This window comes from Paracoccus alkanivorans (assembly GCF_003697785.1).
Lineage (GTDB): Bacteria > Pseudomonadota > Alphaproteobacteria > Rhodobacterales > Rhodobacteraceae > Paracoccus > Paracoccus alkanivorans.
Window position 1 is genome coordinate 573866 of record NZ_QOKZ01000002.1, and the last position, 20318, is coordinate 594183.

Consider the following 20318-nt stretch of genomic DNA (forward strand, 5'->3'; position numbering starts at 1 on the left):
GGGGTTGTTCCCTCTCGCTCTCGTCCTTCAGGCGGCCACGGACTCGCCCGAGGCGGCCATGATCTCTTCCTTGGTGACGGTGGAATCGAATTCGGCCGAGATATGGCCCTTGTGCATGACGATGATCCGATGCGCGACCGACAGGCATTCGCCGACCTCCGAGGTCGAATAGAGCACCGCAAGCCCCTGTTTCGCCCCCTCGGCCAGCAGCCTGAACACCTCGGCCTTGGCGCCGATATCGATGCCGCGCGACGGCTCGTCCAGCATGATGACGCGGGGCTTCGTGGCCAGTATCTTGCCGATCACCACCTTCTGCTGGTTGCCGCCCGACAAAGAGCCTATGGGCGCGTCGGGGCCATCGGTCTTGACGGTGACTTCGCGGATGCTGCTATCGATCAGCGCCCTCTCGGCTTGGGTCTGCGTGAACAGCCCCCGGGTAAAGTTGCGGATCGAGGCCAGCGACAGGTTCTGCCCGACGCTCATGGTCTGCACGAGCCCGTCGCGCTGGCGATCCTCGGGCACCAATGCGAGGCCGCGCGCGATCCGCTCGCCGATGGACAGATGCGACACCTCGCGGCCATCCAGCACGATCTCTCCGCCAGTCGCGTGCAGCCGCCCGGCGATGGCCTCCAGCAATTCGGTGCGCCCTGCCCCCATCAAGCCATAGATGCAGACGATCTCGCCCGCGCGGACATCCAGCGACATCCCGTCCACCAGATCGACGCCCGAGGCATCCGGAACCGACAGGTTGCGGATCGACAGGGCGACCCCGCCCATTTCGTGACCCTCGGGCGGCGAGCCCAGGTCGTAGTTTTCGCCCACCATGTTGCGGACGATCCATTCCAGATCGATCTCGGCGCGCGGCGCATAGGCGGTCATGTTCCCGTCGCGCAGCACCACCGCGTGATCGGTGATGGTCAGCGCCTCTTCCAGGTGATGCGAGATATAGACGATCGACACGCCCCTTGCGGTCAGGTCGCGGATCACCTTGAACAGCACCTCCACCTCGCTGGCCGAAAGCGCGGAGGTCGGCTCGTCCATGATCAGGATACGGCTGTTGACCGACAGCGCGCGGGCGATCTCGACGATCTGCTGCTGGCCGAGGCGCAATTCCTCGACCGGGGTCAGCGGATCGATATCCTCTTCGAGATCTTCCATCAGCTTGCGGGTCTGCCGCTCTTCCTCGGCGAAATCGACACCGGTGGCGGTCCTGATCTCGCGCCCCATGAAGATATTGTCGCGCACCGTCATGTTGGGGGCCAGCGACAATTCCTGATGGATGATCGAGATGCCGCGATCGCGGGCATCGGCAGCATTGCCGAAGCTCACCGGTTGCCCGTCAAGGATGATCTCGCCGGATGTCGGCTGGATCACGCCCGAAAGCACCTTCATCAGTGTCGATTTACCGGCGCCGTTTTCACCGAACAGCGTAGTGACCTGGCCGCGATGGATATCGAAATTCACACCTTTCAGCGCGTGGACATTGCCATAGGACTTGGCGACATTGCGGGCGGCGAGCACGACCTCCTGCAGGTCGGGCCGCGCGTCGGGGACGGGGGTCTCGGGGCTCATTTCACCTCCAGCGCGACGGGGGTGATCATCCAGTTCTTGGGGTTGATCAGCCGGAATGCACCGGTGACGGTGATGGTCTTGCCCGGCAGGCCGGCGGTGTCTATGCCGTCCAGAACGGCGGCCTTCATGGCGCGGTTGATGGCCGAGCCCGCATCCTGGTACTCGATCTGGTTCTTGAACTGGCCAAAGGCGATATCGCCCGGCGCATCGCGCAACTCGGTGCCGTTGATGGCGGGGCCGGTCTGGACGCGGACGGTGATCTCTTCGGGCACACCCTCGGCGGTCAGCGTATAGATCCCGGATTTACCCTCCCCCACGACGCCCGTGACGGTCACCGGCATGATCGCACCGGTCGAGGCCGGGGTGCCGTATTCTTCGGCGGCAGCATCCTTGTCGGCCAGCACTGCGGGGGCCAGGGTGGCGGCATCGACGGCATTTTCCTGCACGAATGCCTGAATGCGCGGAAACTCCGCCTCTCCATAGCTGTCGGGCGAGAAAGCCTGCTGGCGGGCGTCGGCTTCGGAGCCGATCCGCACGACAGTGGTATCCAGCGCGATACCCGCCGCCACCGCGGCGGCAAGCACGGTACCGATGATCAGACCGCGCCGCGAGGGCGCCGGCGCCTTGGGTGCGGGGACAGAGGAAATCGGGGCGGAACTCTGGGTCATGATGCGGCCTCGGATTGATTGTGATCGGTCTCGGCGCGACGGGCGCGAGCCAGATTGGCTCGGGATGTTCCGGGCAAGTGCATGATCTCCTCCCTACGAGCCGGTTTCCGCGCCCCTTCTGACGCGAGCGGATTGATAGTTATGATAGAACAATGTTATAATCTCAGTCAATAGAGATAAACATCCCCTGAAAGATCCCGCACCGTCACAGCACCCGCCAACCGCAAGCCCGGCAGGTGCAAGATGTGAACCTCAGCCATGAGTGAACGGTATTGCGCAAATATCATGCCCTACTCTCCCCCAAAACAGATTATGCACCGCCCATTTCGAATCGCGGAAAGCATAGCTGCAACACAATGGTACATGAAATTATTTTCTTCGTCTGTAAAAAAATACATTCACTATGGGATAATTATGATATATAACGAGCAGACGTTTTGAGCCACAGGCCACGGCAGGGCGTCGCGACGATCCGGGAAGGAGGAGAGGAACAATGCATGGCAGGGACACCGGTTCATCAGAGGCGGATCATGCAGGGCACTGACATCCTGATCGGCATCGACGCAGGCACCTCGGTCATCAAGGCCGTGAGTTTCGATTTGCAAGGCCGGCAGCTCGCGGCGGCATCAGTGCCGAATCGCTACACGACGGGACCGGACGGCTCCGCCACGCAGAATCTTCGCCAGACATGGGAGGATTGCGCCGCCGCCCTGCGCCAGCTTGGCGACCGGATCGACAATCTCGCCACCCGCACCGCCGCATTATCGGTTACCGCGCAAGGGGACGGCACATGGCTGGTGGGCCGGGACGGCCCGGTGAGCGATGCATGGATCTGGCTGGATGCCCGTGCCGCACCCACGGTTGAGCGTCTGGCGCAGGGCGATGCCAACCGCGCCCGTTTCGAGGCGACCGGAACCGGGCTGAACACCTGCCAGCAAGGCAGCCAGATGGCGCATATGGACACCCACGCGCCCGAACTGCTGGACGGGGCCGAGGTCGCGCTGCATTGCAAGGACTGGCTTTACCTGAATCTGACCGGCATCCGGGCGACCGACCCGTCGGAAGCCAGCTTCACCTTCGGCAATTTCCGCAACCGCCAATATGACGACACCGTGATTGCGGCGCTCGGCCTGACCCATCGCCGTAATCTGTTGCCCGAGATCGTCGACGGCAGCGAGATCACCCACCCGCTGACGGCAGAGGCCGCCGCCCGGACCGGGCTGCGCGCCGGAACACCTGTCAGCCTTGGCTATGTCGATATGGTCATGACCGCGCTTGGCGCCGGGGTCTATGGCGGGGCGGGCGACGTGGCCTGTTCAACCGTGGGCTCGACCGGAGTGCATCTGCGGGCGGTGGCGGCCCCGGATGTGCACCTGAACGCCGAGGGCACCGGCTATGTGATCTGCCTGCCCATCCCCGGTATCGTGACGCAGGTCCAGACCAACATGGCCGCGACGCTGAATCTTGACTGGGTGCTGGGGATGGCCGCCGGAATCATGTCGGATATGGGCCATTCCGTCAGCCATCGCGACCTTGTCGATCATATCGAGGGCTGGCTGGCCGCCAGCCGCCCCGGACAGATTGTCTATCACCCCTATATCTCGGATGCCGGAGAGCGCGGCCCTTTCGTCAACGCCGATGCGCGCGCGGGTTTTGTCGGGCTTGCGCAGCATCACCGTTATCCCGACATGCTGCGCGCCGTGGCCGAGGGGCTGGGGATGGCCATGCGCGACTGCTACGCCGCGATGGGGCCCCTGCCCTCGGAACTGCGCCTGACCGGCGGGGCGGCGCGGTCCAGGGGGCTGCGCGGCATCCTGTCTGCCTCGCTGAACGCGCCGGTGCGCGTGTCCGAACGCGACGAGGCGGGCGCGGCCGGGGCGGCAATGATGGCCGCGGTCGCGATCGGCGCCTATCCGGACATGGAGGCCTGTATCGGCGAATGGGTCACGCCGCTTCTGGGCGAGGCCGAGGCGCCCGACCCCGATCTCGTGGCCGCCTATGCGCGGCTCTTCCCCGCATTCACCGCATCGCGACAGGCCCTGCCCCCGGCATGGGACGCATTGGCAAGCGCCCGCGCCGCGCAGACGCCTTTGACAAGGAGACTGACATGACGACCGGCAACGAGATGATCGATCTTTTCGTGATCGGCGGCGGGATCAATGGCGCGGGCATGGCCCGCGACGCCGCAGGCCGGGGGCTGAGGGTCGTGCTGTGTGAAAAGGGCGATCTGGCCGAGGGCACGTCGTCACGCTCGGGCAAGCTGGTTCATGGCGGACTGCGTTATCTTGAATATTACGAGTTCCGGCTGGTCCGCGAAGCCCTGATCGAGCGCGAGGTGCTGATGCGCTCTGCCCCGCATATCATCTGGCCGATGCGCTTCGTGCTGCCCCACAGCCCGCAGGACCGCCCGGCATGGCTGGTCCGGCTTGGGCTGTTCCTTTACGATAACCTGGGCGGGCGCAGGAAACTGCCCGGCACCCGCACGCTGGATCTGCGCCGCGATCCCGAGGGCGCCCCCCTGCTGGATCGATATGCCAAGGGCTTCGAATATTCCGATTGCTGGGTGGACGATGCCCGCCTTGTCGTGCTGAACGCAGTCGATGCAGCCGAGAAAGGAGCCGAGATCCTGACCCGCAGTCCCTGCATCTCGGCCCGGCGCGAGGATGGCGCATGGACGGTGCAGACCCGCAGCGAGATCACCGGCGAAACCCGCAGCTTCCGCGCCCGCTGCGTCGTGAACTGCGCAGGCCCCTGGGTCAGCGACGTTATCGGGCGGGTGGCCGGTGCGAATTCCAGCCGCAATGTCCGGCTGGTCAAGGGCAGCCATATCATCGTGCCGAAATTCTGGCAGGGCAGTAACGCCTATCTCGTCCAGAACCACGACAGGCGGGTGATCTTCATCAACCCCTACGAGGGCGACAAGGCGCTGATCGGCACAACCGATATCGCCTATGATGGCCGGGCCGAGGAGGTGCAGGCCGACGAGTCCGAGATCGAATACCTGCTGGCCGCCGTGAACCGCTATTTCAAGGAAAAGCTGCGCCGCTCGGACGTGCTGGAGACCTTTTCCGGGGTGCGGCCCCTGTTCGACGACGGGCAGGGCAATCCTTCGGCGGTGACGCGCGATTATGTCTTTGACCTCGACCGGAACGGCGGCGCACCGCTCCTGAACGTGTTCGGCGGCAAGATCACCACCTTCCGCGAATTGGCGGAGCACGGTATGCATCGGCTGAAAGAGGTCTTTCCGGATATGGGACCGGACTGGACCGAAACCGCCCCGCTGCCGGGCGGCGAGATCGCCAATGCCGATTATGAAAGCTATGCCAACCTGTTGCGCGAATTGCACCCGTGGATGCCGCGCAAGCTGGTGCATCATTACGGGCGGCTTTACGGCGCGCGCACCAAGGCAGTGGTGGCGGGGGCGCTGAGCCTTGACGATCTGGGCCGGCATTTCGGCGGCCAGCTTTACGAGGCCGAGGCACGCTACCTGGTCCGCAAGGAATGGGCGCTGACTGCCGAGGATATCCTCTGGCGGCGGACCAAGCATTACCTGCATCTGAACAAGGCCGAACGCGCGGCATTCACCGAATGGTTCGACAACGCGGGTCTCGCGGATGCCGCATAGCACGCCACTCACCGCATTTGGAGCCGCGCAGTGCCCGTCCGTCGGGCGGGAGGCAAAGGTCCGCGGCCCCCGCTTTACGGTGCAATCCCGACCAAGGCTGGAACCGCAGCCCGACGGCATCAAAGCGCCCATCCGGTGGGGCGGACGGGCGCTGCGCGGCGGCCCTTCGGGCCTTGATTCCGCGCAAGATCACCACTCACCCCGATACACTGCCGGGAAATCGCCATGCCCCTGACCCTGTCGCTGAACACCAACCCGCTGGTCAACCGCTTTGCCGAGCCGGATGACCTGATCGATACCGTCGCCCGCGAGCTGCGCATCCGCGACCTGCAGCTGACGCATGAGTTCATCAACCCGTCATGGCCTGCCCCGGTGATCCGCCGCCTGACCCGCCAGATGGGCCGGGCGCTGGACCGCACCGGAGTCCGCGTGACCAGCGGCATGACCGGACCCTATGGGCGGCTCAATCATTTCGGCCATCCCGACCGCGACGTGCGGCGCTATTACGTGGATTGGTTCAAGGGTTTCGCCGATATCATCGCGGATCTTGGCGGGCATTCCGTCGGCACGCAATTCGCGATCTTCACCTATCGCGATTACGACGACCCGGCACGGCGCGAGGAACTGATCCGGATCGCCATCGATTGCTGGGCCGAGGTGGCGGAACATGCCAAGGCTGCGGGGCTCGATCATGTCTTCTGGGAACCCATGAGCATCGGCCGCGAATTCGGCGAGACCATCGCCGCGAGCATGGCCCTGCAGGACCGGCTGAGCGCTGCCGGGCTGGCCGTGCCGATGTGGATGATGGCCGATATCGATCATGGCGACGTGACCAGCGACAATCCCGACGATTACGACCCCTATGCCTGGGCGCGGGCAGTGCCACGCGTGTCTCCGATCATCCATATAAAGCAATCGCTGATGGACAAGGGCGGGCATCGCCCCTTCACCGCCGAATTCAACGCCAGGGGCAATATCCAGCCCGAACCTCTGCTGCGGGCCTTCGCCGAGGGCGGCGCGGTCGATAACGAGATTTGCCTTGAGCTGAGCTTCAAGGAGCGCGAGCCGAATGACCGCGAGGTGATCGGGCAGATCGCCGAAAGCGTGGCCTTCTGGGCACCGCATATCGACAGCGGTGCGGACAAGCTGAACATATAGCAAAAAAGGCTTACGTCATGTCCAGGACCGATCCCGAAGAAAGCCTCGCGACACGCGCCGCCTGGCTGCATTACGTGGGCGGTCTGACGCAGGCGGCGGTGGCCACGCGGCTTGGGCTGACCTCGGTCAAGACGCATCGGCTGATCGCGCGGGCGGTGGCGGATGGCGTGGTGAAGGTCTCGATAGATGGCGAGATCGTCGAATGCGCCATGCTGGAGAATCAGCTAAGCGACAGATATCACCTGAGTTATTGCGAAGTCGCCCCGGATCTGGGAGAGGCCGGGCTGCCATTTCGGGCGCTCGGGCTGGCCGGGGCCGGGTTCCTGCGGCGCGAGATCGAGCGTGGCGAGCATGAGGTGATCGGGCTCGGCCATGGGCGGACCCTGGCGGCGGCGGTGCATCAATTGCCGCGCTTCGACGGCTCCGGCATGCGTTTCGTGTCGCTGCTGGGCGGGCTGACCCGGCATTACGCGGCCAATCCGCATGACGTGATGCACAGCCTTGCCTACAAGACCGGCGCGCAGGCGCATGTGCTGCCGGTGCCGTTCTTCGCCAATTCCGAGAGTGACCGCCAGATCCTGCTGGCCCAGCCCGGCGTGCGCGAAATCTTCGACCTGTCCAACGGCGCGACGCTGAAATTCGCAGGCATCGGCACGGCGGATGCGGGGGCGCAGCTTGTCGCCTCGGGGATGATCGAACCCCATGAGATCGAAGAGATAAATTCCGTCGGAGCGGTTGGAGAGATGCTCGGGCATTTCTTTGACGCGAAGGGCCGGGCGCTGGAAACCACGCTGAGCCTGCGCACGCTTTCCGCCGGGCTGGAGGGGCCGAAAGGCAGCCGCATCGTGGCGATTGCGGGAGGCGGAGAAAAGGTTTCTGCGATCCGGGCGGTCTTGAGCAGTGGCCGCCTCTCGGGGCTGATCACGGACGAGGTGACGGCCCGCGCGTTGATGGAGTGAGCCTTTCCGGAAGTCACGCGACGGCTTCGGACACAGCATGAGCCGCTAAGAGCCGGCGGTTCTTTTCTTACGGAAGGCTCGATATGGCTTGGCGGCCTGGAAATGGGTCATCTGGTCGGGCAGCCTGAACAGCCCGAAATCAAGAGCCGCAGGCCCGCCGGGCAGCGCCCGACCGCCTCCATGGGCGGGCGCTTTGCTAACGTTATCCTGTAATTTCAGCTTCGTCCGGGGGTGCAGCATGAATCGGGCAGCACAGGTGCCGGGATGCCCACCCGTGGCCGGGCTCTGCCCGGCTCCGTTGCAATCGGATGGTGCGAGCACGGAAAACATGACCATTTTCAGGTCGCCAAGCCATATCGAGCCAACGCAAGAATGACGCAAGGATATCGTGATAAGCTCAATACCGCCGCGCCATCGCCGCCAACGGCAGGGGACGGATGCCAGACGCATGACCGGCTGTGCCGAAAGCCTCGAACCGGGCCTTGCAGACCTCGGTCATCATCGCCATCGCGGGCTTGAGATATTTGCGCGGGTCGAATTCGGACGGGTCCTCGGCCAATGTCTTGCGGATCGCGGCGGTCATGGCCAGCCGGTTGTCTGTATCGATATTCACCTTGCGCACGCCCGACCTGATGCCACGCTGAATCTCCGCGACCGGGACGCCCCAGGTCGGGCGGATATCGCCACCATGGTCGTTGATGATGCGTTGCAAATCCTCGGGAACCGAGGACGAGCCATGCATGACCAGATGCGTATTCGGCAGGCGGCGATGGATTTCCTCGATCACATGCATGGCAAGGATGTCGCCATCGGGCTGTCGGGTGAACTTGTAGGCGCCATGACTGGTGCCCATCGCCACCGCCAGGGCATCGACCCCGGTATCGGTCACGAAACGCTCTGCCTCGGCGGGATCGGTCAGAAGCTGGTCCTCTCCCAGTTTTTCGGTCGCGCCATGGCCGTCTTCCTGATCGCCCATGCCGGTTTCCAGGCTGCCCAACACGCCCAGCTCCCCCTCGACCGAGACTCCGCAGGCATGGGCCATCCGCACCACCTCGGCGGTGATGCCGGAATTATAGGCATAATCGGCGGGGGTCGCGCCGTCCTCGCGCAGCGAACCGTCCATCATTACGCTGGTAAAGCCGTTCTGGATCGCGGTGGCGCAGGTCGCCAGATTGTTGCCGTGATCCAAGTGCATGCAGACCGGGATATCGGGGAAGGCGCGGGCAAAGCCCCCGATCAGACCGGCCAGCACCAGGTCGTTGGCATAGGCGCGCGCGCCCCGGCTGGCTTGCAGGATGACCGGTGAATCTGTGTCCTGCGCGGCGGTCATCACCGCCAGCCCCTGTTCCATGTTGTTGATATTGAAGGCTGGAACCGCATAGCCGTGCTCGGCTGCGTGATCGAGAAGCTGGCGGAGGGTGATCATGGCCATTGGGTTTATCCTTGAAACATGAAGGGGATTCTTTGGGGCTAAGCCGGGTTTGCGGCCGAACCGGGGACCAGTTCCGTCACCGGCTGGTTCTCGAACCAGTGGCGCGACCTGCCGACGCCCCCGGGATATTTGCATGAAGAAGAAGGGAGGCGGGCAATGTCCAGGCCTTTCCCAAGAGTTACCGCGAGAGATAGGAGAGGATGGTTTCGACCTCTTGCCGGCTGCCGAAAATCAACGGGCTCATGCCGTGAGGACTGTCGGGGAGGCGGTCGAGAACCGGCCCCTGCCCGTCCGAGGCCAGACCGCCCGCCTGTTCGATCAGGAAGGCGATGGGGGTGCATTCATAGATCAGCCGCAACCGGCCGTTCCGATAGCCGGGGCGGTGATCGGCTGGATAGAGGAAGGCACCGCCCTGCAACAGGATGCGGTGCAATTCCCCGACGGCGGCGGCCAGCCAGCGCATGTTGAAGTCGCGCCCGAGCGGGCCTTCTTTCCCCGCCCGGATATCGCGCAGCCATGCCTGTAGCCCCCCGGGCCAGTGACGCTCGTTCGAGGCGTTATAGGCCAGCACCGGGGCAGAGGGTTTCAGCGTCACGCCTTCGCGCACGATTCGGAAGCCGTTGATTCCGGTGTCAAAGGTGGCGATGCTGACACCCTTTCCCAGTGAGAAGCCGATATCGACGGAATGGCCGAAAGAGGCATAGCCGGCGGCCACCGCCGCCCGTCCGGGGCGCATGAAACCGTCGGGCGCGGCGGGCAGGATGCTGAACAGCATGCCCAGGGGCGCACCGATGCCGATGCTGCCCGAGCCGTCGATGGGGTCCATCGCGACATCATAGGCACCGTCGGGGTTCAGCAGCGCGACATCCTCGGCCTCTTCGGACAGGACCTGCCGGACGCCCGCCGCGCGCAGGGCGGCGATCATGTGCTCATGGGCGGCGACATCCAGCGCCTTCTGCCGGTCGCCGCTGTCATTGGTGCCGACAATGGCATCGGGGTCGCCATGCAGCCTGCCCGCCGCGAGGCGCGCCGCAAGCGGCGGCAGGGCGCGAAAGATCGCCAAAGCGATGGCGCCGGGGCCATGATCGGGCAGCGCCTCTTCCAGCGGGAGGCCCCGCGCGAGGCCGTCGGCGGGCAGTTTCAGCATGACATCATCCGATCAGGCCTTGTTGTATTTCGCATCGACCTCATCGATGGCGTTCACATTGCCGGCAGAGCGGCCATTCGCGTCGAAGTTCATGGTCTCGGCCAGCCATGCATCGGCAATGGTCTTGGCCAGTTCGGTCCCGATGACCCGTGCGCCCATGGTGATGATCTGCGCATTGTTCGACAGCGCCGCACGGGTGGCGGAATAGCTGTCATGAGTCAGCGCGGCACGGATGCCCGGCACCTTGTTGGCCGAGATGCAGACTCCGATGCCGGTGCCGCAGACCAGGATGGCGCGGTCATAGGTGCCGGCCAGGACCTCGCTCGCCACGCGGTCCGAAAGATTTGCATAGAAGGCATCCGGTCCCGCATCCGTGCGCGAGATCTCGGCCACCTCGTGCTTGTCCTTCAGGTAATCGGCCAAGATCTTGGCCAGCCCTTCACCTGCGCTGTCGCCTGCGATTGCCAGTTTCATGTCGCTCTCCTTCACAATTTGGCGGCGCAACGGGCGAGGATGTCGAGATAGCCTTCGACCTTCCACGCCGAGCGCCCGATGAACAGCCCGTCGATATGCGGGCAGATGATCAGTTCCTCGCAATTCCCCGGATTGACCGAGCCGCCATAAAGGCAGGGGATGCGCCGCCCCAGCATATCCTGCGCCACGGCGATGATCTCTGCCTGCCTTGCATCGGCATAATCCGATGTCGCCGGGATGCCGTTTTCGCCGATGGCCCAGACAGGTTCATAGGCCAGCAGGATCCCGGCGGATTTCTGGTCGCCGGAAAGTTTCCCGAGCGCGCCCCTGACCTGCGCCTCCAGCACCTCTTGCGCCCTGCCCGCTTCGCGCTCCTCTAGGGTCTCGCCAATGCAGATCAGCGGGATCAGACCGTGGCGGATGGCGGCCTCGGTTTTCAGGCTGACGGTCTCGTCGGTCTCGCCGAAATGCTTGCGGCGCTCGGAATGACCCAGCTCGACGATATCAAGGCCGCAATCGGTCAGCATCGGGGGCGAGACCTCGCCCGTCCAAGCGCCCTCGTCGGCCCAATGCATGTTCTGCGCGCCCACCTTGACGCTGGTATCCGCCAGCATCGCCTTGACCTCGCGCATAGCGGTGAAGGGCGGGATGACAAAGCGCTGGATGCGGGGATCGCGGGCCGCATCCGCCGCGGCCAGCGTGGCGGCAAAGCTGCGCGCCTCGGCCAGCGTCTTGTTCATCTTCCAACTGGTGCCGATCCAGAAATCCGTCATTTTGTCAGTCCTTGGCAGTGGTCAGCCCGATCCCCGCCCGGTCGATCGCGGCGCGATCCTGTGGCGCGGGGTCGGCATCGGTGATGATCGCGGAAAATTCCGCCAGGTCGGCCAGCACATGCAGGGCCGAGCGCCCGAAGCGGCGGTGATTGACCAGCAGCACGCTGCGCCCGGCGGCGGATATCATGGCACGCTTGGCCCGCACCGCCGAATCGTCCATGTGGAAGGCCTGCAACCCCGCGAGAGCCGGGGTCGAGATGAATGCCAGATCAGCGCGCAGCCGCGACAGCGCCGTTTCGGTCACGACGCCGAAGAAGCCGTTGAACTTGGCGCTGAACACCCCGCCAAGCGCGATCAGGGTGATACGCGGCGTATCCCTGAGCCGGTCGATCACGGCGGCATTGTTGGTGATCACCGTCAGCGGCGCCTTGTCGGGCAGGCAGGCGCCCAGCAGGGCCGCCATGGAGCCGTCATTGACCATCACGGTCATGCCCGGCTCGACCAGGTCGAGCGCCGCCCGCGCCATGCGGGTCTTGGCATCGGCATCCTGCAATTCGCGGATGCGGAAATCGCTTTCGAATTGCGTTCCCGTCTCGATGGTCGCGCCGCCACGCACCTTGCGCAGCAGCCCTGCCTGTTCCAGATCGTCAAGATCGCGGTGGATGGTCATCTTCGAGACCGCGAAACGGGTCGCCAGATCGTCCAGATCGACGGCCCGCGCCTCGATCAGTTGATCCATGATTGCCTGTCTGCGTTCATCGCGCTTCATCTGACATCCCCGGGCCGATCCCTGCTCGGCGCGGGATCGTTTTAACAGCTTCGCCACATATTTCAACATTTATTATGTGATTTTGTTATTATAAATGTGAAGAATTTATGGCAACCCTGACTCTGCGGGACCATCATTTACCTTTCCTCAAGTAAATGCCGGTATGTCGGATCGTGACTCCGCTTGACATATGAGAAGATGCACACCCCGGCAGCGCATAGGTTCGACCGCAAGTTCAATCGCCTGAAGGGCACGGTTTTCATCGTCACCTATGGCCGTTCGGGCTCGACCCTGCTGCAGAACCTGCTGATGACGATTCCGGGCTGCGTCATCCGGGGCGAGAATCACAACATGATGGAACCCATCTGGCAGGCGGCGATGCGCTGCCGGATGACGCGTGGGACCTGGGGGCAGGAACACCGCCCGCCGACCCATCCGTGGCACGGGGCAGACGGAATCCGGCCATGGCCCTTCGCCGCCTCGATGATAGACGGTTTCGTCGATCATGTGCTCTGCCCGCCTCCCGAGGCGCGCTGGTTCGGTTTCAAGGAGATCCGCTACAATGCGCTTGGCGGGCATTTCGTCGAGATTCTGGATTTCATGGCGGCGCATTTCAAGAACGCACATTTCGTCTTCAATACACGGCGGATCGAGGATGTCATGAAATCGGCATGGTGGACCGAGTGGAAACCTGACGAGATCACCGTCCTTGCCCACGACATGGACCGGCGATTTGCCGATTACCATGATGCCCATCCCAGCAGGACCCGGATCACCCGCTACGAGGAGTTCGCGACCGATCCCGGTGCGCTGCGGGACGTGTTCGACATGTTGAAAGAGCCGATGGACCGTGATCGGATACAGGCAGTGCTGCGTCAAAGACTGTCTCACTGACCGGGGCGGTCAGACCCGTTCGATCCCGGGCCGGAAACCTGCCCCCCGAAGGATCGAGGCATAGATTCGCCTGCGCAACCTCCATGGCACATCCGCATCCTTCATTTGCCGGTGAACCCGGAAGGCATAGCCGGCCAGCCCGGCGATGCCCCCTTCACGACGGCGAAACGAGGCTTCGTTCCGGGTGCCGTAGCGGTATTTCCACAAATCGCTTTCACGAAGCTGACCGAAATGCACGCCGCGATTGCTGGCGATGTCGTGGACCACGCGGCTTCGGGGGCAGAAGATGCCGGGATAGGAACGCGAAAGCCTGCTTGTATATTCGACATCGTCGAACCAGATGAAATAATCGGCGATCGGCAGGCCATGCTCCTTCACCGCCCAACGCGGAATCAGCACCGACACGAAGGAGCAGGACTCCACCAGAACCGGCGCGGAACCGTCGCACAGGAAACGCGGCCAGTCCCATGCCGGTCGGGGCGTGTTCATCTCGCACAGGCTGCCGTCGGTCCATTCCACCCGTGAACAGGCGAAAGCGGGCCTCCAGCCGTGCCGGGCCTGAAACCCGGTCATCTCTTCCTGCAATACCCGCAGCGCGTCCGGTTCCGGATAGGCGTCGTCATCGGAAAGCCAGAAGTAATTCGCGCCCTGCGCATAGGCCGCCTTCAGTCCCGCGTGAAAGCCTCCTGCCCCGCCAAGATTTCCGGGCAGGCGCAGGTAACGGATGGCCGGCATTTGCCGCGCCCGGGCCAGAACCAGATCGCCGGTGCCATCGGTGGACGCGTTGTCAACCACCCAGATCACCTCTGGCCGCACCACCTGCCGGTCCAGCGCATCCAGAACCTTCGTCAGCTTGGCCGCGCGATTGAAGGTCACGATAATGGCGGCGGTTCCGGTCAGCACACTCATGCCCGCCTCCGTTCCTGCCCGGTGCTGGCCGCGGAAAGATAGACCGGCATCAGCACCTCTCTGGCCGTCGGATCATCGCCGAGCCTTGTCCAGGCCGCGTTCAGTTCCGCCACCTGCCGGGCCAGGAAATCACCGTCCCGCCAAAGCCGGTCGACCAGCCTGACCGCCGCCCGGACCGTGGCGAAGGGCGATAGCGGAAGAAGCAACCCCTCCGGCAGGAGTTCATCCTGCGCCCCGACCCGCGTGGAGATTGGAATGCAGCCATGCCGGACCGCCTCGTAACAGACCAGCGCCAGACCCTCGTTACTGGAGGGAAGCAACAGGATATCCGCCTCTTCCAGAAGTTCGAAAACCGGCATCCGGGCGGACCTGATCTCGACCCGTTCCGCCAATCCGTATCGCCGCAACAGCCGGCACATCGCCGCGCGAAACGGCCCTTCGCCCATGACCGTTGCCCGCAATTCGACGCCGCCGCGCCGCGCCCATCGCATCAGCGCCCGCAATATCGCGATCAGGACGATGGGGCGCTTCTGGTAATAGAAACGCCCGACAAAGGCGAAATGCAGCGATTTCTTGCCCGCCCGCATGGTCATCGGCACAAGCGGCTGCGCCAGTTGCGAACGGTCGAGCATCCTTCCAAGCGCCAGCTTTCCCGCTGCGTGGAAGCGATCCTGATAGAAGCGGATCAGGTCATTGCTGATGACATGATGGGTATCGATGAAATTCGACCAGGTACCGGAAATGCGCGGATAGCCTCCATCCGCGTATTCGACGATATGCGTGCTGTCGATTACCCTGACCCACGGAGCCCTGGCGCGCAGATACGGCAGCGCCCGGTAAAGCGGTGCGCAATGATGGATATGCACCAGCCTGATATTCTCGCCTTGCACCAGTCTTTCCACAAATCGCGGCCAGAGATGATGCGGCAGGTAACGATCCAGCCGTATGAAACGGATATCCGCATCCTGCGGCAGCCTCCCCGCGAGGCGTTGAAGTGACGGCACCGCGGCGATCACGAAGACCCGCAACCCCGCCTCCAACGCCCAACCGATGCAATCGAAGGCAAGATTTTCGGCACCACCCAGTTCAAGCCAGTGCATACCGATCAGGATCGCCGGGCGACCGTTCGCCTGCGGGCCGGGACCGGTCATCAGCGGCGTCCCGTGACCACGGGCAAGCGCGACCATGTCCCGCCCGCGATCCCTGCGCCATTTGCGCATCATTTCGGCCATATGGCGGATCTGTTCGTAAATCAGCGGATTCAGGAAATAGATCATCCGTAGCAGCCGCACCGGTTTCCAGTCCGGCTCTGTCTGCGATGCTTCCCGCGGGTCGGGGGCGCGCGGGACCGACAGCATGATCGTGACGGGAGGTGCGGCATCATCCTTGCCCGGACACGCCAGATGACCCAGATATTCCGGGCTCAGATGTTCGGGGCCGGGGACGAACTCCCCTTCGATGATCGTAGGCTCGCACCAGACCGGGTTGTCACCCTCATACAGGTAGAAGTTCAGGTGCCTGGCCGGATAAAGCCGCTCATAGATCGCGAGGATCTCGGCAAGTTCCCGGCTGACATGCTCCGCTGGCTGCGAAGGGAACCGCGCCGTTGGCATGGACATGAACATCGCGGACCGGACCCCTGCGCCGCCTTGGTGAGGGGTAATCTCTATGTGGCGAAGGTTAACAAGACGTAAGCGCGCAGCGGAAACCACTCCCGCCAGACGGCGATCACGGCAGGGACTTACTCTGCCGGCGCCGGTTTCGGCGTGCCTGCGGCCTCTTCGTCCGGGGTGCCGCGCAGGTTTTCGATCAGCACGTAGATGACCGGGGTCAGAAGCAGCGTCAGGATGAAGGCAAGGCTAAGGCCGCCCACGATCACAGCACCGATGGCCCGGCGGCTTTCGGCACCGGCCCCAGAGGCCAGCGCCAGCGGCACAGCCCCCAGAACCGTGGCGATGGTGGTCATCATCACCGGGCGCAGCCGCGTGACCGCACCTTCGCGGGCGGCGTCGGGGATCGAGCGTCCCTCGGCCCGCAACTGGTTGGCGAATTCGACGATCAGGATGCCGTTCTTGGCCATGATCCCGATGAGCAGGATCATTCCGACCTGCGAGAAGATGTTCACCGATGCGCCGGTGATCAACAGCGTGATCGCCGCGCCGCCCAGCCCAAGGGGCACGGTCAGCATGATAGTCAGCGGCGAGCGGAAGCTCTCGAACTGCGCGGCGAGCACCAGAAAGACGATCGCCAGCGCCATCGCAAAGACCATGGCGACGCCGCCCGAGGATTCGAGGTAATCCGCCGCCTGCCCCTGCCAGGCAAGGCTGGCGCCCATCGGCAGTTGCCCGACCGCATCCTCGACCGCCCTCATCGCCGTTGCCAGGTCGGCGCCCTCGCGCAGATCGGCCTCCATCTCGACCGAGATCAGCCGGTCATAGCGGTTGATCTCGGGCGCGGTCGCGCCGGTGCGGATCGAGGCAAAGGCCGACAGCGGGATCAGATCCCCGCGATCATTGCGCAGCAGCACCGACAGCATGTCCTCGACGGAGTCGCGATCCTCCGGGGCAGCCTGCAGGACGACGGGATATTGTCTTCCGTCGGTGCTGTATTCGCCGACGCTGCGCGAGGCGAACAGCACTTGCAGGGTCTGGGCGATGGCTTCGGATGTCAGCCCCAGATCCTGCGCGCGGGCGCGGTCTATCGACAATGTGGCGCCCGGCTGGTTGGCCGAGTAGTTCACCTCGACCGCGGCCAGCCCCGGATCGTCCTTCAATGCCGTGGCAAGCTGATCGGCCCATTCCACGCCGCGCTCGATATCGGGGGCACCCAGCATCCAGCGAATGCTGCCTTGCGACCCGCCGATCCCCAATCCGCCCGAGGGCCTGACAAAAGTCGCCGCCTCGGTGATCTCCGCCAGTCTCGGGCGAAGCTCCGAGATCACGTCCTCCACGGTTTTCGACCGCTGGTCCCATGGGCTGAGCGTGACAAGCAGCAGCGCACGCCGCAATTCGCCCCATGTCCCGACGATGGCAGTGACGTTCTGAACGATGCCCTCCTCCCGCATCGGCTCCAGCATCGCCTCGATACGCCGGGTCGCGGCGTCGGTATAGGCGAGGTTCGAGCCCTGCGGGGCAGAGACATAGATGCGGAACTGGCCGCGATCCTCGTCCGGCGTCAATTGCCGCGGCAGGTTCTGGTAAATCGCGAAGGCCGAGGCGACGGCAAAGGCGCTGATGGCAAGGATCGGCAGGGGCCGGGCAATCATCCGGCCAAGCAGCGCGCCATAAGCACGCTCCAGTTGACCGATAAGTCGGTCGACAGCCCGGGTCAGTAGGCCCGGGCGATCCTCGCGCGGCAGAACCTTGGAGGCCAGCACCGGGGAAATCGTCAGGGCGACGAAGCCCGACACTGCCACGGCGACGGCCAGCACGATACCGAACTCGGCGAAAAGCTGGCCGATCTGGCCCTGCATGAAACTGATCGGCAGGAAAACCGCGATCAGGACGGCGGTCGTGGCGATCACCGCGAAACTGACCTGTCCGGCGCCGCGGCGGGCGGCCTCGGCCCGGCTCGCGCCCATCGCCCGATGGCGCTGGATATTTTCCAGCACCACGATGGCATCGTCCACGACCAGCCCGATCGCCAGGATCAGCGCGAAAAGCGTCAGGATATTGATCGAAAAGCCCAGCATCAACATCGCAAGGCCCGCGCCAAAGGCGGAAATCGGGATCGTCACGACCGGCACCATCGACAGCCGCAGCGAACCCAGGAACAGGAAGATCACCGCCGTCACCAGCAGCACCGCCTCGGCAAAGACCTTGCCCACCTGCTTGATCGAGCTTTCGATGAACACCGCCTCGTCCGAGGTGATCTCGAGCGTCATTCCGGCAGGCAGGGTCGGGATGATGCGTTCCAGTTCGGCGCGGACGGCGTTCGAGATGGCGACAGTGTTGGCCTGCGCCTGCGGCTGGACGCCCATGCCAAGGGCCAGCACCCCATTGCTGCGGAAATGCGACTCGGTCTGCTCTGCGCCCTCGTCGATCCTGGCGACATCGCCAAGCCGCAGCGGCCGGATACCGTCGTCGCGGACGACCATCTGCCGGAACGCGTCGGGCGAGGTGAATCGGGTTTGCGCAAGCACCTGCAATTGCCGGGCCCCGGTTTCTATTTCCCCGGCGGGCAGTTCGACATTGTTCGATTGCAGGGCGGCGATGATATCCGAGGTGGTAATTCCGTGCGCCGCCATCTGCGCCTGATCCAGCCAGATCCGCATCGACGGCGCGCGCTCGCCATAGATCACGGTATTGGCCACCCCGGGCAGGCGCGCCAACCGGTCCTTGATATAGCGATCGGCGTAATCCGACAGTTCCAGCGAGGTCATGTCCGGGCTGGACAGGCTGAGCCGCAGCACCGGGTCACCCTCGCTGTCATTCTTGTCGATACGGGGCCTCTCGGCCTCCTCGGGCAGGTTGCCGACGACCCGTTCCACCGCGTTGCGGACATCATTTGCGGCGGCATCGATATTGCGCGAGGGATCGAATTCAAGCACCGTGCGCATGCCGCCGCGCTCTGATTCCGTGGACATGGAAGTGACGCCGGACACCCCGGCCAGCGCGCCTTCGATCACCGTCGCGACCTGGCTGTCGACCACATCGGGAGCAGCACCGGTATAGCTCACCCGCACCGTCACCCGCGCGGCTTCGACCTGAGGCAATTCGCGCACGGCGAGCCGGGTCATCGCCACGGCACCGATCAGCACGATCAGAAGGTTCAGCACCGTCACCAGAACCGGGCGGCGCAGGGAAAGATCGGGCAGGCTCATCCGCCTTCACCCGTCCGCGGGGCTGCCTCGGTAAGGCGGTCGCGGGGCGTGGCCCGGATCTCCATCCCCGGAGCGACGCGATGCAGGTTCGTCGCGATGATCCGTGCATCTTCGGAAAGCCCCGAGACCACCTCGACCATGCCATCGAGCTGCTGGCCGATCGTGATCTCGACCTGCTGGGCAACGCCGTCCCTGGCCAACAGCACCAGGTTCCGTTCGCCATCGACGCTGAGCACCTGCTCGGGAATGGCGAATTGCTGCCGCTCGTCCAGCACCAGATGCACCTGCAGGAACATGCCCCCCACAAGGGCGCGGTCCCGGTTCGGAACCTCGGCCCGCAAGGCTATCGAGCGGGTCGCGTCATCGACACGGGTATCGATCCGGCTGATCCGGCCTTCGAAGATCCGGCCCGGCCATGCCGCCGAGGTCAATTCGACCCGTTGCCCGGGCCTGAGCCGTGACAGCAGGTTTTCGGGAACGCTGAAATCCACCTCGATCACGGACAGGTCGTCAAGGGTGGTGACTACGGTCGCCGCATCGACCATCTGCCCCTCTACCAGATCGGTCAGCCCGACCACACCCGCGAAAGGCGCGCGGATGCGCCGGTCCTCGAGCGAAACTGTCGCGCGGTCGCGTTCCGCCTCGGCCCGCAGCAGCGCCCCCTTTGCGGTCTGATAGGCCGCGTCCGAGGCGTTGCCTGTCTTGTTGAGCTGCTCCTGGCGCGCGAAAGCAGCCTGTGCCTCGGCCAGTGTCGCCTCCGCGGCCTTGAGATCGGCCTGCTCGGCCCGGTCATCCAGTTCCAGCAGGATGTCTCCTTTCGCCACCTCGTCGCCGGGATGGAACGCGATGCGGGTGACGCGGCCGCTGGCTTCGGCGACCAGATCGATGGCCTTGCGCGCCCGTGCCGTGCCGACAGCCCGGACAGCGTCCGAGAAGGTGACGGTTTCGACCGGGATGGTCTCGACCGCCAGCGGCCCGGCCGGCTCATCGCCGGAAGGCCCGGTCGCGTTGGGCGAGGCGAGCAGCCGGTCGGTCACGTAAAGCCCGCCCGCCGATGCGGCAAGGATGACCAACAGTCCCAAGACAGCCTTGAGGGCTCGCATTCTGATCTCCTGA

General features: G+C 64.3%; 16 protein-coding genes. 5 read left to right on the forward strand and 11 right to left on the reverse strand.

Translation table 11 applies throughout. The features are described 5' to 3' along the window. Positions 1 to 27: 27 nt before the first annotated feature. Positions 28 to 1572, reverse strand: a complete 1545-nt coding sequence (locus tag C9E81_RS07440; RefSeq protein WP_122111652.1) for a sugar ABC transporter ATP-binding protein — start codon at positions 1570 to 1572, stop codon at positions 28 to 30. Next, on the reverse strand, positions 1569 to 2240 hold the full coding sequence (locus C9E81_RS07445) for a DUF2291 family protein (RefSeq protein WP_122111653.1): 672 nt from the start codon (positions 2238 to 2240) through the stop codon (positions 1569 to 1571). Before C9E81_RS07445 ends, C9E81_RS07440 begins: the two co-directional genes overlap by 4 nt. 497 nt (positions 2241 to 2737) lie before the next feature. On the opposite strand from C9E81_RS07445, the gene C9E81_RS07450 reads away from it, so the two are divergent. From C9E81_RS07450 to C9E81_RS07465, 4 genes are all read left to right on the forward strand, one after another. After that, the gene (locus C9E81_RS07450; RefSeq protein ID WP_243698547.1) at positions 2738 to 4351 is read left to right on the forward strand and encodes an FGGY-family carbohydrate kinase; all 1614 of its coding nucleotides are present in this window, start codon (positions 2738 to 2740) and stop codon (positions 4349 to 4351) included. Further along, the gene (locus C9E81_RS07455; RefSeq protein WP_122111654.1) at positions 4348 to 5865 is read left to right on the forward strand and encodes a glycerol-3-phosphate dehydrogenase; all 1518 of its coding nucleotides are present in this window, start codon (positions 4348 to 4350) and stop codon (positions 5863 to 5865) included. Before C9E81_RS07450 ends, C9E81_RS07455 begins: the two co-directional genes overlap by 4 nt. Before the next feature lie 225 nt (positions 5866 to 6090). Then, positions 6091 to 7023, forward strand: coding sequence for a sugar phosphate isomerase/epimerase family protein (locus tag C9E81_RS07460; protein ID WP_122111655.1), 933 nt, complete (start codon positions 6091 to 6093; stop codon positions 7021 to 7023). Between the two features lie 17 nt (positions 7024 to 7040). Further along, positions 7041 to 7982, forward strand: coding sequence for a sugar-binding transcriptional regulator (locus C9E81_RS07465; protein ID WP_122111656.1), 942 nt, complete (start codon positions 7041 to 7043; stop codon positions 7980 to 7982). Positions 7983 to 8379: 397 nt separating this feature from the next. Here the strand turns inward: C9E81_RS07465 and fba are convergent, their stop codons facing one another. The 5 genes from fba to C9E81_RS07490 all read right to left on the reverse strand — a co-directional run bounded on the left by fba (position 8380) and on the right by C9E81_RS07490 (position 12577). Then, positions 8380 to 9414 carry a class II fructose-bisphosphate aldolase gene (gene fba / locus C9E81_RS07470; protein WP_122111657.1) on the reverse strand — a complete coding sequence of 345 codons (1035 nt, stop codon included), beginning with the start codon at positions 9412 to 9414 and terminating at the stop codon, positions 8380 to 8382. A 178-nt stretch (positions 9415 to 9592) separates the two neighbouring features. Beyond that, positions 9593 to 10561 carry a class 1 fructose-bisphosphatase gene (locus tag C9E81_RS07475; protein ID WP_122111658.1) on the reverse strand — a complete coding sequence of 323 codons (969 nt, stop codon included), beginning with the start codon at positions 10559 to 10561 and terminating at the stop codon, positions 9593 to 9595. Positions 10562 to 10573: 12 nt separating this feature from the next. After that, positions 10574 to 11035 carry a D-erythrulose-4-phosphate isomerase gene (derI, locus tag C9E81_RS07480; protein WP_122111659.1) on the reverse strand — a complete coding sequence of 154 codons (462 nt, stop codon included), beginning with the start codon at positions 11033 to 11035 and terminating at the stop codon, positions 10574 to 10576. A gap of 11 nt (positions 11036 to 11046) precedes the next feature. Further along, positions 11047 to 11808 (reverse strand): triose-phosphate isomerase, encoded by a 762-nt coding sequence (locus C9E81_RS07485; protein WP_122111660.1) that lies wholly within the window; start codon positions 11806 to 11808, stop codon positions 11047 to 11049. A 4-nt stretch (positions 11809 to 11812) separates the two neighbouring features. After that, positions 11813 to 12577 (reverse strand): DeoR/GlpR family DNA-binding transcription regulator, encoded by a 765-nt coding sequence (locus C9E81_RS07490; protein WP_122111661.1) that lies wholly within the window; start codon positions 12575 to 12577, stop codon positions 11813 to 11815. A gap of 183 nt (positions 12578 to 12760) precedes the next feature. Between C9E81_RS07490 and C9E81_RS07495 the strand changes: the two genes are divergently transcribed. Further along, a complete protein-coding gene (locus tag C9E81_RS07495; protein WP_147457570.1) occupies positions 12761 to 13471 on the forward strand; it encodes a sulfotransferase in 711 nt (236 codons plus the stop codon). Between the two features lie 9 nt (positions 13472 to 13480). On the opposite strand, the gene C9E81_RS07500 is transcribed toward C9E81_RS07495, so the two are convergent. The 4 genes from C9E81_RS07500 to C9E81_RS07515 form a co-directional block, all read right to left on the reverse strand. Next, positions 13481 to 14380 carry a glycosyltransferase family 2 protein gene (locus C9E81_RS07500; protein WP_122111663.1) on the reverse strand — a complete coding sequence of 300 codons (900 nt, stop codon included), beginning with the start codon at positions 14378 to 14380 and terminating at the stop codon, positions 13481 to 13483. After that, on the reverse strand, positions 14377 to 15999 hold the full coding sequence (locus C9E81_RS07505) for a glycosyltransferase (RefSeq protein WP_166461841.1): 1623 nt from the start codon (positions 15997 to 15999) through the stop codon (positions 14377 to 14379). The genes C9E81_RS07500 and C9E81_RS07505 overlap by 4 nt, the downstream gene beginning before the upstream one ends. Before the next feature lie 122 nt (positions 16000 to 16121). Continuing rightward, positions 16122 to 19202, reverse strand: a complete 3081-nt coding sequence (locus tag C9E81_RS07510; RefSeq protein WP_122111665.1) for an efflux RND transporter permease subunit — start codon at positions 19200 to 19202, stop codon at positions 16122 to 16124. Beyond that, on the reverse strand, positions 19199 to 20305 hold the full coding sequence (locus tag C9E81_RS07515) for an efflux RND transporter periplasmic adaptor subunit (RefSeq protein ID WP_122111666.1): 1107 nt from the start codon (positions 20303 to 20305) through the stop codon (positions 19199 to 19201). The genes C9E81_RS07510 and C9E81_RS07515 overlap by 4 nt, the downstream gene beginning before the upstream one ends. Positions 20306 to 20318 lie beyond the last annotated feature (13 nt).